Genomic DNA, 14527 nt, shown 5'->3' with positions numbered 1-14527 from the left:
AGCGTTCAAGCGAAAGAAGACCATGACCGATCAGCGTGATTTGCCGCATTCGCCCGGGCCCGCCGGGGGTTGGGGATCGCTCAAGGGCATCGCCCGGATCTTCGGCGAAAGCTGGTCGTCACCCGCCTCGCTTGCCACGCTGGGACAGCTCAACAAGCCAAAGGGCGTGATGTGCGTATCGTGCGCCTGGCCCAAGCCCGCCAATTATTCTGCGTTCGAATTCTGCGAGAATGGCGCCAAGGCGACGCTGTGGGAATTGACCAGCGCACGCTCCACGCCGGCGTTCTGGGCGGAGGAGGGGCATAGCGTCAGCGCGTTGCGCGACTGGAGCGACCATGACCTCGAAATGACCGGACGGCTGACGCATCCGCTGCGCTACGATGCGACGACCGATCGCTATGTCGAAGTCAGTTGGGACGAAGCGTTTGCCGGGATCGGCGCGGCGCTCAAGCCGCTCGAGCCCAACGAAGCGGTGTTCTACGCGTCGGGCCATGCCGGGTTGGAGGCGTCCTACCTTTACGCGCTTCTGGCGCGCGCGTTCGGCACCAACAACCTCCCGCAAAGCTCCAACATGTGTCACGAGACGACTTCGGTCGGCCTGACCAAGGTAATCGGGTCGCCGGTCGGGACGATCGTGTGGGACGATCTGGCCAAGGCCGATGCGTTCTTCTTTTTCGGGCAGAACCCCGGCACGAACAGCCCGCGTTTTCTGCATCCGCTCAAGGACGCAAAGGAGCGCGGCGCGAAGATCGTCACCTTCAACCCGATCATCGAGCAGGGGCTGGTGTCGTTCGTCGATCCGCAAAGCCCGGCGGCGATGCTGACGGGCAAAGCGACCAAGATTTCCGACCAATATCACCAGTTGAAGGCCGGCGGCGACATCGCGGTTTTGCTCGGCATGTGCAAATGCGTGGTCGAGGCCGACGATGCGGCGACGGCGGAGGGCACCGCTGCGGTCATCGATCACGCCTTTGTCGCGGAGCATACCACCGGCTTCGAAGCGTTCATCGCCAAATGTCGCGCCGCCGATTGGGCCGAGATCGAGCATGAAAGCGGCCTGACCGAGGCGGCGATCCGCGATGCCGCAGCGGTCTATATCAAGGCCGAACGCGTGATCGGCGTGTACGGCATGGGCCTGACGCAACACGCGCACGGTGCGCTGAACGTCGCGATGCTCGTCAATCTGCTGCTGCTGCGCGGTAATATCGGCAAGCCCGGCGCGGGTTGCTGCCCGGTGCGCGGGCATAGCAATGTGCAGGGTCAGCGCACCGTCGGCATCGCCGAGAAAGCGCATCTCGTGCCGCTCGATACAATCGATGACCTGTTCGACATCAAGGCCCCGCGCGAGGACGGGATGAACATCGTCGAAGCGACCGAGGCGCTGTTCGCGGGCAAGGTGCGCGCGTTCGTTTGTCTCGGTGGCAATCTGCTGCGCGCGGTGCCCGATCAGCGGCGGCTGGAGGAAGCGTGGGGCGCGCAGGATTTGACCGTGATGGTCTCGACCAAGCTCAACCGCAGCCACCTCTTCCCCGGCAAACACGCCTATATCCTGCCGTGCCTCGGCCGCTACGAGATCGATGCGCAGGCGGGCGGCAATCAGGTGGTGACGACCGAGGACAGTTTCTCGATGATCAGCGCCTCAGTCGGCAAGCGTGCGCCGGTGTCGGATTCGGTGAAAAGCGAGTTGGCGATCGTGACGGGGATCGCCAAGGCGACATTGGCACCGAATGAACAGCTGCGCTGGGACGACTGGACCGGCGATTATGGCCTTGTGCGCGATTTGATCGAACGGACCTATCCGGACGATTTCCGCGATTACAACGCGCGCATGTTCGAAGCGGGCGGCTTCTACCGCGGCAATGGTGCGCATCAACGGGTTTGGAAAACCGAGAGCGGCAAGGCGGTGTTTACCACGCCGGGCGACCTCAACGCGGTCGGCTTCCAGGATGCGCCGGGGCGCTATCGTTTGATGACGATTCGTTCGAACGATCAATTCAACACGACGATCTACGGCTATTCGGACCGCTTCCACGGGATTGAGGGGACGCGCGACGTGGTGCTGATGAACCCCGAGGACATCGTCGAGGCGGGGTTTCGCGAAGGCCAGATGGTGCGGATGATCACCGACACCGACGACGGGGTCGACCGGCAGCTCGGCGGGTTGAAATTGACCGGCTATCGCCTGCCGCGCGGCACGATCGCGTCGTATTATCCCGAGTGCAACGTGCTGGTCCCGATCGGGCTGCATGACGATCTGTCCAAGACGCCGGCGTCGAAATCGGTGCCGGTGCGGATCGTCGCGGACGCGGCGTGAAGGGGGCGATCAGCGTCGATTTCGTCAGGACCGCGCGCGAGGGATCGGCCGAAGCGATCGCGCGGAGTGTCCCACTTGAACGGCCGATCGCGCTGGAGTTCAACGGGATCGGTTACGCCGTGATGATGGCGACGCCGTGCGATCTGGAGGATTTCGCCGTTGGTTTCGCGTTGAGCGAGCGGCTGGTGTCGCGCCCGGCGGAGATCGTCGATGTGGACTGTCATTCGACGGCGCAGGGCGAAATCGTTCGCGTAACGCTGTCCGCCGAGTGCGCGCCTGCGCTGTTCGAGCGGGTGCGGCATCGCACCTCGGATTCGTCGTGCGGGCTGTGCGGGATCGAGAATCTCGAACAGGCGCTGCGGCCCTTGCCCCCCGTTCCCGCGCAACCGCCGATCGCTGCCGACGCGATCTTCCGCGCGCTCGGGGCTTTGCGCGACCATCAGCCGCTCAACCGCGAAACCGGTGCCGCCCACGCTGCCGCCCGGTGCTCGGCGGCGGGCGTCATCCTTGACGTGCGGGAAGATGTCGGACGCCACAACGCGTTCGACAAGCTGATCGGTGCGATGGCGCGCGCGGGCGCGGGGTGGGACGGCGGCTTTGCCCTGCTGTCGTCGCGCTGCAGTTATGAGCTGGTCGAGAAGGCCGCGCTGTCGCGATGCGGCACGCTGGTGACGATTTCGGCGGCGACCGACCTGGCCATCGCCCGCGCTAAGGCGTGCGGGCTGACGCTGGTGGTGCTCGCGCGGCCCGATGCGATCCTGACGGTTTCGGCGTGACTATTCTCGGCGCGATCCTGGCGGGCGGGCAATCGCGGCGTTTCGGCAGCGACAAGGCGGTCGCCGATCTCGGCGGCCAACCGATGATTGTGCGTGTGGCCGATGCGCTCGCGCCGTTCGTTGAAGGGATCGTGGTGTGCGGACATCCGGCACCACCGGCGGGGCTGATCAGAGTTGAGGACAAGCCGCATCCCGGCCTCGGCCCACTCGGCGGGCTGGCGGGGGCGCTCTTCCATGCCCGCGCGCACGGTTATGCGGGCGTGCTTTCAGTCGGTTGCGATACGCCGATCCTCGACGCCGATCTCCTGTCCTGCTTGGGCAGTGCGGAAAGCGCCATGTCCGTGACCGACGCCCCGATCATCGGCTATTGGCCGACTTCGCTCTACGACACGTTGATCGCGCATCTCGCAACCGACCCGCGCCGATCGATGCGCGGCTGGACCGCGGCGATCGGGGCCAATCCGATCGATTCGCCGCGGCCCATACCCAACGTCAACACACCCGAGGATCTCGCGCTTTTACTCCGTTCGGGCTGAGCCTGTCGAAGCCCTGCCTGCCTCAAGCTACGTCGTCAGAGAAAAGGGCAGCCCTTCGACAAGCTCAGGGCGAACGGGAAGAGTGAGCGGGCCGTACCGCGCACTTCCAGCCAGTCACTTCCCCGCCGGCACCAGCGGCAGCCACACCGCGCTCGCCGCCGCGCCGCCGCGTTCGATCGTGACCGTCGCCTTCTGGTAATCCGCCTTCTTCGCCAGGAAGATATTGGGCACGAACTTCTGCGGGTTGCGATCGTAGAGCGGGAACAGGCTCGACTGGACTTGCACCATCACGCGGTGGCCGGGCTTGAAGACGTGGTTCACGGTCGGCAAGCGGAAACGATAGCGTTGCGTCTTGCCCGCCGGGATCGCGCTCGGTTTTTCAAAACTGTCGCGGTAACGGCCGCGGAAAATGTCGAGGCTGATCGGGAGTTGATAGCCGCCCATCTTGGCATCGCCCGCCACTTCGTCGGGGAAGACGTCGATCAGCTTCACGACGAAATCACCGTCGCTGCCGGTGGTCTTGGCATAGATGTCGGCGATCGGCGCACCCGACAGCCGCATCGGCGCGGCGAGCACGTCGGTGACATAGGTTTCGACATCGGGCCGGCCATCGGCGTGGCGCTGATCGCTGACCAGCCAATCACTCCAGCGCCCGTCATCGAAATTCACCGGGCGCGGCAAATGCGGCACCGGCTTGGCGGGGTCGGAGATGTAGCTGTCGCCACCCGCAGCGCCCTTGTCGAAACCCAGCCCCCCATCGGCCTGAAGGTACAGCGGCTTCATCGGCGCGGCGCAGCCTTGTTCACACGCGAGCGGCCAGGTGGCGAAGCGGTCCCAATGATTCTCGCCGGTGTTGTAGATCGTCGCCGCGGGCAGATTGGCCGCCGGCCCGTCCTTCAGATATTGGTCGAACAGCGGCAGCACCATCTTCTCACGGAATTGCGCGGCGGTATCGCCATCCCATTTGAACGGCCCGAGTTCGCGCCCCTCGCGATTGACCTGGCTGTGCCGCCACGGCCCCATCACGAGGAAATTGTTGCCGATCTTGCCCTTCGCCTTCAGCGCCTCCCACGCGGTGATCGCGCCGTACATGTCCTCCTGATCCCACAACCCCTGTTCCCACAGCGTCGGCACGTTGGAGGGATTGGCGGCGAGCAATTTGTCGAGCGCCTGGCCTTGCCAGAAGGCGTCATAGGCCGGGTGTGCGACCATTTTCTGCCATGCGGGCAATTGATCGAAGCCTGAGCGCTTCGCCCATTCATTGGCTCCGCCCAGACGGCGGAACTCCTCATAATTGTCATAGATGCCGGTCGCCGGATCGCTGCCCGCACCCTTGTAGCCGGTCTGCGATCCGACCCAGCCGATATTGGCGAGGCGGAACGCGCCGTAATGGAACCAGTCGTCGCCCATCCAGCCGTCGATCATCGGGCTTTCGGGCACCGCGACTTTCAGCGCGGGGTGTGGCGCGAGCAAAGCCATCACGACGGTGAAGCCTTCGTAGGACGATCCGATCATCCCGACGCGGCCGTTCGATTCGGGCAAGTTCGCCTTGTTCACCAGCCAGTCGATCGTGTCATAGGCGTCGGTAACGTGGTCGGTCGCGGTCGGGTTGAGGGCCCCGCGCACCGGGCGCGTGACGATGTAATCGCCCTCCGACCCATACTTTCCGCGAATGTCCTGATAGACGCGGATATAGCCGCCCTTGACGAAAATCTCGTCGGCGGACGGCAGGGTGGACAGGATCGACGGGCTGTCCATCCGCTGCGCCCGCCCCTTGGCGTTATACGGCGTGCGCGTCAGCACGATCGGCGCGTTGGTCAGCCCCTTGGGATAGACAATCACGGTATAGAGCTTGGTCCCGTCGCGCATCGGAATCATCACTTCGCGCTTCACATAATCGCGCGCCTCGATTGGCGCGGTGAAGGCTTTGGGAATGTCGCTCGGTGGAAACGCGGTTTGCTGCGCGGCGATCGGCGCGGCGAGCAGCGCCATGGCGGTGGCGAGCAGCAAAGGATATTTCATGGGGGAGGCTCCGGGCAGGGATCGGTCTGGGGTGACCATAAGGCAGAATGACATGCGATCAATGTCTTGTCGGCTGGTGCCCCGGCGCTAGGGTGGGGCCATGTTGAAACGCCTGATCCCGCTCGCCCTCCTCGCCATCGCGACACCTGTCACCGCACAGGGCGTAGATCCCGCCGCGATCACCAAGACCGTGCAGGAGATTTCGTCCGATGCCTTCCACGGCCGCGCGCCGGGTGGGCCGGGCGAGGCGGTGACGATCGACTATCTGACCAAGCGGTTCCAGGCGCTCGGGCTGGAACCCGGCGGCCCCGACGGGAAATGGACGCAGACGGTGCCGCTGCTCCACACCAAGCTCGGTCAGCCGCAAAAGTTCGGCGTAACGGTCAAGGGCCAATGGCAGCCCTGGACGCGCGGCGAGCAAGCCTATGCCTGGTCGCTCCAGCCGAACGACAAGGCCGTGATCGCGAACGCGCCGCTCGTCTTCGTCGGCTACGGCGTCACCGCCCCGGAACGCGACTGGGACGATTTCAAGGGCGTCGATCTGCGCGGCAAAGTCGCAATCATCTTGGTCAACGATCCCGATTTCGAAGCGGTGCAGGGCGATGCCGCGTTCGGCAAGTTCGGCGGCCGCACAATGACCTATTATGGCCGCTGGACCTATAAATTCGAGGAAATGGCGCGGCGCGGCGCGATCGGCGCGTTGATCGTCCATGATACGCCGGGTGCGGGTTATGGCTGGAACGTCGTCGTTTCCGGGCAGGGTGAGGCGTATGATATCGTCCGCCCGGCCGACCAAATCACCAGCCTGAAACTGCAGGGCTGGCTGAGCGGCGATGCCGCGACCAGCTTGTTCAAGGGTGCGGGACTCGATCTCGCCACGCTGCGCACCGCCGCGCGGCAAAGCACGTTCAAGCCGGTGGTGCTCAAGGAAGCGACCTTCTCGGCCGCGGTCCCGGTCACCCATGAGGTGGTCGAGAGCCACAACGTGCTGGCGAAAATCCCCGGCACCGGCGCGCCTGGCGAGACGGTGATGTTCGGCGCGCATTGGGATGCCTATGGCGTCGGCCCAGCGGATAAGGACGGCAAGACGATCCGCCCCGGCGCGAATGACGATGGGCTGGGCATCGCGGCGCTACTCGACATCGCGCGCATCCTGAAGGCCGAACCGGTCCCGCGCCGCACGATCGCCTTCGCGCTGTGGACCGCTGAGGAACGCGGGCTGCTCGGCTCCGAATATTACGCGAACCACCCGGTCTATCCGCTCGAGACGACGGCGGCGAACCTGACGATCGACATTCTGCAAACCGCCGGTCGGGCGAAGGACGTGATCCTGGTCGGCGTGGGCCAAGACAGCTTGCAGGACGACATGGCGCGGATCGCAGCGACGCAGGGGCGTCGCGTGACGCCCGAGGGCTTGCCCGAACGCGGCTTGTTTTACCGTGCCGATCATTTCAGCCTGGCCAAGCGCGGCGTGCCGGTGCTGCTGCAAATGGGGATTGCCGGGGCCTCCGATCTCGAAGTCGGCGGCGTCGCGGCGGGGCAAGCCTGGATCGATGCCTATACCGGCAAATGCTACCACCAGACCTGCGACGCCTGGTCGCCCGAGTGGAATTTGGCCGGGGCCAAGCAGGACATCGACGTGATGCTGCAGATCGGCCGTGAAGTCGCGAACTCCAAGGCGTGGCCAGACTGGAAACCGACCTCGGAATTCAAGGCGATCCGCGATAAGAGCGCCGCCTTGCGCCCCTGAGGCACCGCGCGCCCGCGATGCCTGCTTGCGTCGCGCGTCGCGGCACCGCACTGTTCGTCCAACCAAAATTGTCCAGGAGAGTTGCCATGCGTCACACGATCACCAAGCTCGGCCTCGCGACGGTGGCGATCACCGTATCGACCATTGCGATCGCCCAAGTCCCCGGCGTCCGCGCCGAGCTCGCCAAGGCGGTCGCAGCACCCTCGCGTACCCCCGCCAATGCGGCCCGTGATCCCGCGCGTCATCCGGCGCAAACGCTCGCTTTCTTCGGGGTGAAGCCAACCGATACCGTGGTCGAGCTGATTCCCGGCGGCGGCTGGTACACCGAGATTCTCGCGCCGTATCTCGGCGCGCGCGGGACTTATTATGCGGCGGGCGGCTGGGCCAAGGGGCTCGACGGCGTGAAGCGGCTGCAAGCGGCCAATCCGGCGCTCTATGGCAAGGTCAAGCTCGCCGCGTTCCCGGCGGCCGCTGGCGAACCGGTCGTGCCCTCGGGCAGCGCCGATGTCGTGCTGACCTTCCGCAACATCCACAATCTGCGCTTCGCCGGGGTCGACCGGACCCAGGCGGCCTTCGCCGAAATGTACCGGATGCTCAAACCCGGCGGGACGCTCGGCATCGTCGAGCACCGCCTGCCCGAAGCGCGCGACGCGGCGGCCGAGGAAAAAAGCGGCTATATGAAGGTGTCGAGCGTGGTGCAGTTTGCCACACGCGCCGGTTTCAAGGTTGCCGCCAGGTCGGAAATCAACGCCAACCCGAAGGACAAAGCGGATTATCCTGGTGGCGTATGGACTTTGCCGCCGACTTACCAACTCAAGGATGTCGACCGCGCCAAATATGCCGCGATCGGCGAGAGCGACCGCATGACGATCCGCTTCGTTAAGCCAAAGCGCTAATCCCGCGTCGGGCGGGCGCTTAAAAGCGCTCGCCCAGAACGCGCGGAATATGCTCCTTGAACGCGAAGAAGCCCTTCTTCGCGTTCGGCCAGAAGCGCGCATCCCACGGCCGATGCACCTGCACCAGATCGATCCCGGCCGATCGCAAGGTTGGTGCCGCGGCGCGCAGCGAATCTGCGATATTCCCGACCGGCGTATAAGCGGTCGCGATCGTCGCGACGTGACAATCGCGCGCCGCCGCGGCGAGCGTTTCTGCATCGATCGCCGCGATGACGCGCGCTGGACAACCGAAGTGCGCCTCCATCCGCGTCGCACAATCCTGCGCCGCGGCGGCGACGAACGCGCGAACCGGCTCTTCGCCGCTGCCGCGATCGGCCAGCACGATTGCCCCCGCAAAGCGACGGTCTGGAGCGAATACGGTTTCGGGATGGAAATCCTCGGGCGTCACCAGCAGCAGCGCCCGCGCATCCGGACCGAGCGCGATGGGGGCAGGCAGCGGCATCGCCGCGGGGATCGGCGCTTCGGTCAGTGGCGCGGCGGTGGCGGCCAGCCCATTCGGTGCGAAGCGTCCGCCGGTATAGCGCGCGATGTTGTCGGCGGTGGCTAGATAGGTTTTGCCGACTGTCTGCAACCCGGCGACCCAGCGCCATGACAAGGTGTTGCTCGCCGGATCGCCGTCGAGCAGATGCCGCAGGAAGAAATCCGCGCCCAGCGTCCACGGCAAGCGCAGCGTAAAGATCCAGATCGAGGCGAACCACATCCGCGCGTGGTTGTGGAGATAGCCGGTCTCGACCAACTCGCGCGCCCAATCGTCGAACCCTTCGATTCCCGTCGTGCCGTTCTCCGCGCGGGCCAAAGCCGTTGCACCGCGGAAGCCAGCCCGCACGGTATCGCGCTCGGCAAGATAGCGATCCCAGATTGCGGGCCGCATCTCCAGCCAGCCTTTCCAATATGTCCGCCATAGAACTTCCTGGACGAACTTCTCGGCTTCGGAGAAGCTGTGCCGCGCAAGAACGGCGGAAACGACTTCACGCTCGGTGATCAATCGATGCCGGAGATAGGGCGCCAGAAGCGAGACGTTGGTACGCGCGTCAGGGCCAAGATCGGCGTTACGATTTTGCATATATTCCGCACCGGCGCGCGGGACAAAGGTGTGCAGCCGCGTCAACCCCGCCGCGCGCGTCGGTATGAAGAGAACGGGCGAATGCATTGGATCTATCCTGCTTTCGATTATCATAAAGCCGTCCGGGGCGGCGGGGCGCAGCTTTCTACCGCGCATCGGCGAAGGGCGATTACGGCACAATATGATGAGAGGATAGTGCCTTGCCAGCCCCCAGGTTGCCGCAGATTTCTATGAGCTGGGAATGTTTCCTGTATCGACTAATGCTCACCGGTGGTGGTGGCCCATAGGGCAAAGCTGGGCACTCAAATCGTTGGATAATTCTGTGCCACGCGAGTGAAGGTGGAGGCTAGGACTGCTTGTTTTGGTGCCAGAACGGTTACGGTGGATGCTCTTCTGCGTGGCTGGCGATGACTTGCCAGCCCACACCAATGCAGAGGGGGCCGATGCTTCGATACATGTCCCTGAAGACTGACGTCCGCGATCCGATAACGGATTGCCCTTCAATAACCCACTCCACCGCAATGCGGTTGCATTGCGGTGGAGGTCTATTCGGCACGCCGTCCACAATGGCACGAGCCCGTATTTGAAGCGTCCCCTAGCGGGCCACGCGCTTTGGGTGATTGCGCGCCTGCGCTTTGCTCGCGATGATGCTGGTATAGAGTTCATGATAGTCGCGGGCCATCCGGTGCACGGAAAAACGCCTCGCGACATCGGCCCGACACGCCCGTCGGTCGATCGATCCGATCGCGGCGACCGCCGCCACGGCCTGTTCGGGCGTGGCGACGACGAACCCAGTGGTGCCCTCGCGGATCAGGTCCGGCATCGATCCGCGCCGAAAGGCGATGACTGGCGTCCCGCACGCGAGCGCCTCGACCACCGACAGCCCGAACGGTTCCTCGAAATCGATCAAGTGGAGCAGCGCCATTGCGGAACCAAGCGCACGCAGCCGCTCTTCACCCCCCACCGCGCCGGAATACCGCACGGTGATTCCGTCGATCCACGGCCGCACTTCTTCCTCGAAATAGCGCTGATCCTGGACGATCCCCGCGATATGCAGCGGCAGTCCCGCGGCGCGCGCAACCTTGATCGCGACGGCGGTTCCTTTGTCGGGATGAATCCGACCGAAGAACAGCAATTCCCGTGTCGGCGTGGTATCGAGCGGAAACGCATCCACATCGATGCCATGCGGAATGGTCGCGGCGTAGCGCAAATGCGGGCTGCGATCGGTCTCGCTGATCGCCACATAATGCACGTCGTGCTGGTATTCCTGGAGCATTGGCAAGATACGCTCGGACGGCATGCCATGGACCGTCGTCACGATCGGCGTCTGCACGAAGCGGCTGAACGCCATCGGCACGAAATCGGCTTGATTGTGGATGATGTCGAACGCAGCGGCACGCTCCATCACATGCGCAACGTGACGCATTTCCCACACCTTCGCGTCGACCGACGGATCGTCATTGTACGGACGCGGGACGACGCCCGCGAGCGTCGCTTTCGTAAGGCTATCTTGGGTCGCGAAGAGCGTGACATCGACACCGCGTGCCACCAGCGCTTCGGTCAGCAGGCTGGTCGCCAGTTCCCACGGACCGTAATGACGCGGCGGCGTCCGCCACGCGATCGGCGCGAGCATCGCGACGCGCAGCGGGCGTCCGGGGACCGATCGATCAACCGCGTACATAGGATTCCACGCGCCACCGGCCCGTCCGCACGATGGTCTGGCGCCGCCACGACACCCCGCTCGCCGCCAGGAAGCGCTCGTGGATACCGTGCGCATGCTGGACGAAATCGGGATAATCGACGCGGTGCTGCGCAAGGATCAGCCTGCCCCCGGGGCGAAGTCGTGTCGCGACATCGCGCGCAACCTGCACCATGTCGCGCGGGGAGAGGTAGTAGAGCACTTCTGCGACGACCGCCGCATCATAGACAATGGCGGGAAACGCGGCTGGCAGCACGACCTGTCGCACCCGCACGCGCGAATCGTGCCCCACGGCGCGGCGCACCAAATCGGTGCCGCTCTTGGTCCCCTCGGTCGCGTCGAGCCGAAGCGCGAGGCGGGCGAGCGCGACGCTGTTCGACCCGTTGCCTGCCGCCAGTTCGAGCACGCGGCCGATCGGCCCGGCACCCATCGCATGCAGGATCGCACGGCGCTTGCGCGCTTCGTCGCGGTTGCTGAACGTGGCCCAGGGATCATCGTGATCGGCGAATTTCCGGTCGAAACCGGCGAGGTCGATCGGTTTCATCGCCGCACCTCGAAAAAGCATTCGACCGGGCGCGCGAACCCGGCAAGTTCATCGCGCGAGATCGCAAAGCCGCCGGGGTCATCGGTGATCGCGCCCATTTGCGTGCGATAGCGCTGGATCGCCCCACGTTTGGCCGCGACGCGCTGCCCAAGCGGCAGATAATGGCTCGCCCCGTGTGATGGCGTCTGGCGATTGGGCCAGACGAGATAGTGCAAGCGCCGCGCGGCCGTACGGCGGAAGGCGGCGGCAACCGCGCGATGATCGGGATGGTCGTCATCAGCGGCGGGGATGACGAGCAAATCGTAGGACCGCCGAGCCGATGTTCGACGGAGCATCCGGTGGGTGAGGACCGACCGCTCAAGGCCGCCGTCAGGCAAGCCCAGGAACGTCACGTCGCGAGCGGTCACGCCGATCCGCCACAGCGCGGCCAGGCTCTCGCGCTGCCGCTCGGCAATCAGGCGACGGCGCGGCCAGCGGTTGCTCGCGGGGTGCGATCCGGCTCCGTCGGTCACGACCAGCACATGCACGCGTGCGCGGCGCGCTTTAAGCGCACGGATCAAGCCGTACGCTCCGATCGTCTCGTCATCGGGGTGCGGCGCGACGATCAGCGCGCTGCGCACGCGCGAGAGCGACAGCGGCGTCACAGGTCAGGCACCAGCACACCATTGGCCGCCGCCGCGCCGACGCGCATCCGCTGCGCATCCGGCATCGGCTGGCGCAGATACACCATCAAATCGGTCAACGCGGCCGAGAGCGGATGCTCGACGAACATGCCACCAAGCCCGACGGCCTGTTGCGCCGTGGCGAGCGCACGTTCGGCACAATCGGTCACCGCCACGCGGGCTGCCGCGACGTGATCGACATGGCCAGCCGTGCCCCAGGTATCGGCAGCCCCGCGCACCGCAGCGGCGGCAGCCTGCGCGACGAGATACAAATCAGCAAGCCGACCGGCCTGATGCGGGTCGCCAGCACGCGCGGTCGTCACAAGATGATCGCGGACATGATCGAACAACGCCGCGACCCCGCCCGCGTGGCACGCCACGAATCGTAGCGCACCACCGCTGAAGAAGGGCTCGCGCGCATAATCGCCGGGTTCTCCGACAAAACGGAAGCTCGCCGGATCGGCGCCATCCCAGCGTACAACGTGCGTCTGCGAGCGCTGCATCCCGACCACCTTCCACCAATCGCGGTCGATCTCGGGCTCCGACGCCGCAAGATCGATCAGCACGAGGCGATTGCCCTCGGGCGTATCGGCACCGGCAAGCGCATGGCTGAGCAAGCCCGCCCCCGACGCGTAGCGCTTGCCGCCCGACAATCGCCCATCGACGACCCGCAATGGCGCGTCCGGCAAAGCCGCGTTCCACACGCCAAAGGCGCCGCCGCGCGCCGCGATCGCCTCCGCTTCGCGGACGGTGTCCGCATCGGCATAGCGTGCGATGATCTGCACCGCGTCGACATGCCCCTCGAACAGGCGCGCCAGTGGCAAATCGCGCCGCGCAATGCGGTACAGGAAGCGCAGGAGCATCAAAAGATCGGCCGGGGTTTCGGGGTCACCTTGCACCGGCAGCAAATTGTGAAGTGCGGCCAAGGCCGCCTTCATGGCGCTCGGCGCGGTGCGATCCTGCGCGAAAAGCTCGTCGAGCGTCATGCGGCGAGCCGCCGGTCGTTGCGCAAGGCGGAGAGAGCCAGCTCGGCTTCTTCGAGTGATATGATCCGTTCCCCGCCGGGAGTTTCGATAACGATTTGCATCGCAAAGGCCTCGGCATTGATGGCAGTCACGGCGACGCGAACAATCTCGCCTGGATCGCGACCAACCTCGACCGCCAGCGCTTCGCATGCGTCTGGGTCCGACCACGCCAAGCGTGCCGCTGCGTGCTGGCGATAGCGCCAGACCATATCGTCGGGGTGCGCCATCGTCGCCGCGGCAATGCCACTGTCAAGCTGCCGGAGATGATCCGCCAACCCGCCAGTCGCGCGACCGACGCGTCGTGCCGAGGTCTCGACCCGCATCGCCGCGTCGCGGCGCACGCGCAGGCCAGCGCGGTGTGCGGCATCGACCAGCCGCGCATCCTCGGCCGAAGGGAGCGGTTCGAATCCGCCAAGATCGCGATAGACGCCCTTTCGAAACGCAAGGCTAGCGCCGCTCGTATAGTGGTGCGTGCGCGCGGCTTCCCATGGCACGGGATCGATCGTGCGGCGTAGTGCGAACAACGCATCATAATACGCCTCGACGCGATCCTGCACCTGATTGGGCGCGCCGCCCGCGCGCGAAATTCGCCCGGCCGCCACGTCAGCGACCTCAAGCGCGGCGCGGTTGGCGACGAGCCAGTCAGGATCGGGTACCGAATCCGCATCGGTCGACACGATCATGGAATCGTCGGCGCTTAGCACCGAGAGACCGAGTGCCATGGCCCGCCGCCGCGCCAGCCCGGCATTCGGATCGCCGGCCAGCGCATCGGCCGCAACCACCGCGAAGGGCAATGTCGTGGCCCGCGCGGCGACGATTGCAGCACTGTCATCCTCGCAACCGTCGAACAGGACACACAGCGTAAATCGCTCGGCGTCACGCTGCGCCGCCAATGCGTCAAGAAAGCGCGGAAGCAGCGCCGCCTCGTTGCGAACCGGCACGCAGACGGCAGCGGTTTTCGCTGGGACTGACGCGCTCAAGCGCGCGACCCCATTGCTGCGCATCCATGCCGATCGCTGCTGCGCGTCGTGATCACGCGGTGATGGCCGCCTGCACGACCGGAGCCACAGCGGACGTCGCCGTACGCGGCTCGCAGCGGTTTGCTTGGGTCGCCCGAAACTTCGCTTTCTGCATCTTCATGTCACCTGAAAATGTTGGAAAAATTTGGCTGATGCGATCG

12 protein-coding genes are annotated in these 14527 nt (G+C 65.3%); 5 read left to right on the top strand and 7 right to left on the bottom strand.

The genetic code is table 11. From position 1 onward, the window contains the following. The first annotated feature begins 22 nt into the window (after window positions 1–22). The 3 genes from HMP06_RS11760 to mobA are packed head-to-tail and all read left to right on the top strand — an operon-like array spanning window position 23 to window position 3626. Window positions 23–2314: an FdhF/YdeP family oxidoreductase gene (locus tag HMP06_RS11760; RefSeq protein WP_176497246.1), complete on the top strand. Its 2292-nt coding sequence runs from the start codon at window positions 23–25 to the stop codon at window positions 2312–2314. Beyond that, entirely contained in the window at window positions 2311–3090 is a 780-nt protein-coding gene (gene fdhD / locus HMP06_RS11755; RefSeq protein WP_232089626.1) for a formate dehydrogenase accessory sulfurtransferase FdhD, read from the top strand. Before HMP06_RS11760 ends, fdhD begins: the two co-directional genes overlap by 4 nt. After that, window positions 3087–3626 (top strand): molybdenum cofactor guanylyltransferase, encoded by a 540-nt coding sequence (mobA, locus tag HMP06_RS11750; protein WP_176497245.1) that lies wholly within the window; start codon window positions 3087–3089, stop codon window positions 3624–3626. The genes fdhD and mobA overlap by 4 nt, the downstream gene beginning before the upstream one ends. Before the next feature lie 114 nt (window positions 3627–3740). Here mobA and HMP06_RS11745 read toward each other — a convergent pair whose 3' ends face one another. After that, window positions 3741–5648, bottom strand: a complete 1908-nt coding sequence (locus HMP06_RS11745) for a CocE/NonD family hydrolase (protein WP_176497244.1) — start codon at window positions 5646–5648, stop codon at window positions 3741–3743. A gap of 100 nt (window positions 5649–5748) precedes the next feature. On the opposite strand from HMP06_RS11745, the gene HMP06_RS11740 reads away from it, so the two are divergent. After that, on the top strand, window positions 5749–7398 hold the full coding sequence (locus tag HMP06_RS11740) for a M28 family metallopeptidase (RefSeq protein ID WP_176497243.1): 1650 nt from the start codon (window positions 5749–5751) through the stop codon (window positions 7396–7398). A gap of 86 nt (window positions 7399–7484) precedes the next feature. Further along, complete coding sequence (locus HMP06_RS11735) at window positions 7485–8294, top strand: class I SAM-dependent methyltransferase (protein ID WP_176497242.1); 810 nt, start codon at window positions 7485–7487, stop codon at window positions 8292–8294. Between the two features lie 19 nt (window positions 8295–8313). Here the strand turns inward: HMP06_RS11735 and HMP06_RS11730 are convergent, their stop codons facing one another. The 6 genes from HMP06_RS11730 to HMP06_RS11705 all read right to left on the bottom strand — a co-directional run bounded on the left by HMP06_RS11730 (window position 8314) and on the right by HMP06_RS11705 (window position 14288). After that, window positions 8314–9504 carry an FAD-binding domain-containing protein gene (locus tag HMP06_RS11730; RefSeq protein WP_176497241.1) on the bottom strand — a complete coding sequence of 397 codons (1191 nt, stop codon included), beginning with the start codon at window positions 9502–9504 and terminating at the stop codon, window positions 8314–8316. Window positions 9505–10012: 508 nt separating this feature from the next. Beyond that, window positions 10013–11098, bottom strand: a complete 1086-nt coding sequence (locus HMP06_RS11725; protein ID WP_232089624.1) for a glycosyltransferase family 4 protein — start codon at window positions 11096–11098, stop codon at window positions 10013–10015. Then, window positions 11085–11660, bottom strand: a complete 576-nt coding sequence (locus tag HMP06_RS11720; RefSeq protein ID WP_176497240.1) for a class I SAM-dependent methyltransferase — start codon at window positions 11658–11660, stop codon at window positions 11085–11087. The genes HMP06_RS11725 and HMP06_RS11720 overlap by 14 nt, the downstream gene beginning before the upstream one ends. After that, the gene (locus HMP06_RS11715; protein ID WP_176497239.1) at window positions 11657–12304 is read right to left on the bottom strand and encodes a PIG-L deacetylase family protein; all 648 of its coding nucleotides are present in this window, start codon (window positions 12302–12304) and stop codon (window positions 11657–11659) included. Before HMP06_RS11715 ends, HMP06_RS11720 begins: the two co-directional genes overlap by 4 nt. Further along, the gene (locus tag HMP06_RS11710) at window positions 12301–13308 is read right to left on the bottom strand and encodes an acyl-CoA dehydrogenase (RefSeq protein WP_232089622.1); all 1008 of its coding nucleotides are present in this window, start codon (window positions 13306–13308) and stop codon (window positions 12301–12303) included. Before HMP06_RS11710 ends, HMP06_RS11715 begins: the two co-directional genes overlap by 4 nt. Further along, window positions 13305–14288, bottom strand: a complete 984-nt coding sequence (locus HMP06_RS11705) for a glycosyltransferase (RefSeq protein ID WP_232089621.1) — start codon at window positions 14286–14288, stop codon at window positions 13305–13307. Before HMP06_RS11705 ends, HMP06_RS11710 begins: the two co-directional genes overlap by 4 nt. Between the last annotated feature and the right edge of the window lie 239 nt (window positions 14289–14527).

It is taken from the genome of Sphingomonas sp. HMP6 (genome assembly GCF_013374095.1).
Lineage (GTDB): Bacteria > Pseudomonadota > Alphaproteobacteria > Sphingomonadales > Sphingomonadaceae > Sphingomonas.
The sequence above is the reverse complement of the archived record's forward strand: the minus strand, read 5'-3'. Positions and strand labels throughout refer to the sequence as shown.

Coding starts and splice junctions, on each gene's coding strand:
- HMP06_RS11735 (WP_176497242.1), top strand. CDS start 7,485: ATGCGTCACACGATCACCAAGCTCGGCCTCGCGACGGTGGCGATCACC.
- HMP06_RS11745 (WP_176497244.1), bottom strand. CDS start 5,648: ATGAAATATCCTTTGCTGCTCGCCACCGCCATGGCGCTGCTCGCCGCG.
- HMP06_RS11710 (WP_232089622.1), bottom strand. CDS start 13,308: ATGACGCTCGACGAGCTTTTCGCGCAGGATCGCACCGCGCCGAGCGCC.
- HMP06_RS11725 (WP_232089624.1), bottom strand. CDS start 11,098: ATGTACGCGGTTGATCGATCGGTCCCCGGACGCCCGCTGCGCGTCGCG.
- HMP06_RS11740 (WP_176497243.1), top strand. CDS start 5,749: ATGTTGAAACGCCTGATCCCGCTCGCCCTCCTCGCCATCGCGACACCT.
- HMP06_RS11730 (WP_176497241.1), bottom strand. CDS start 9,504: ATGCATTCGCCCGTTCTCTTCATACCGACGCGCGCGGCGGGGTTGACG.
- HMP06_RS11720 (WP_176497240.1), bottom strand. CDS start 11,660: ATGAAACCGATCGACCTCGCCGGTTTCGACCGGAAATTCGCCGATCAC.
- HMP06_RS11760 (WP_176497246.1), top strand. CDS start 23: ATGACCGATCAGCGTGATTTGCCGCATTCGCCCGGGCCCGCCGGGGGT.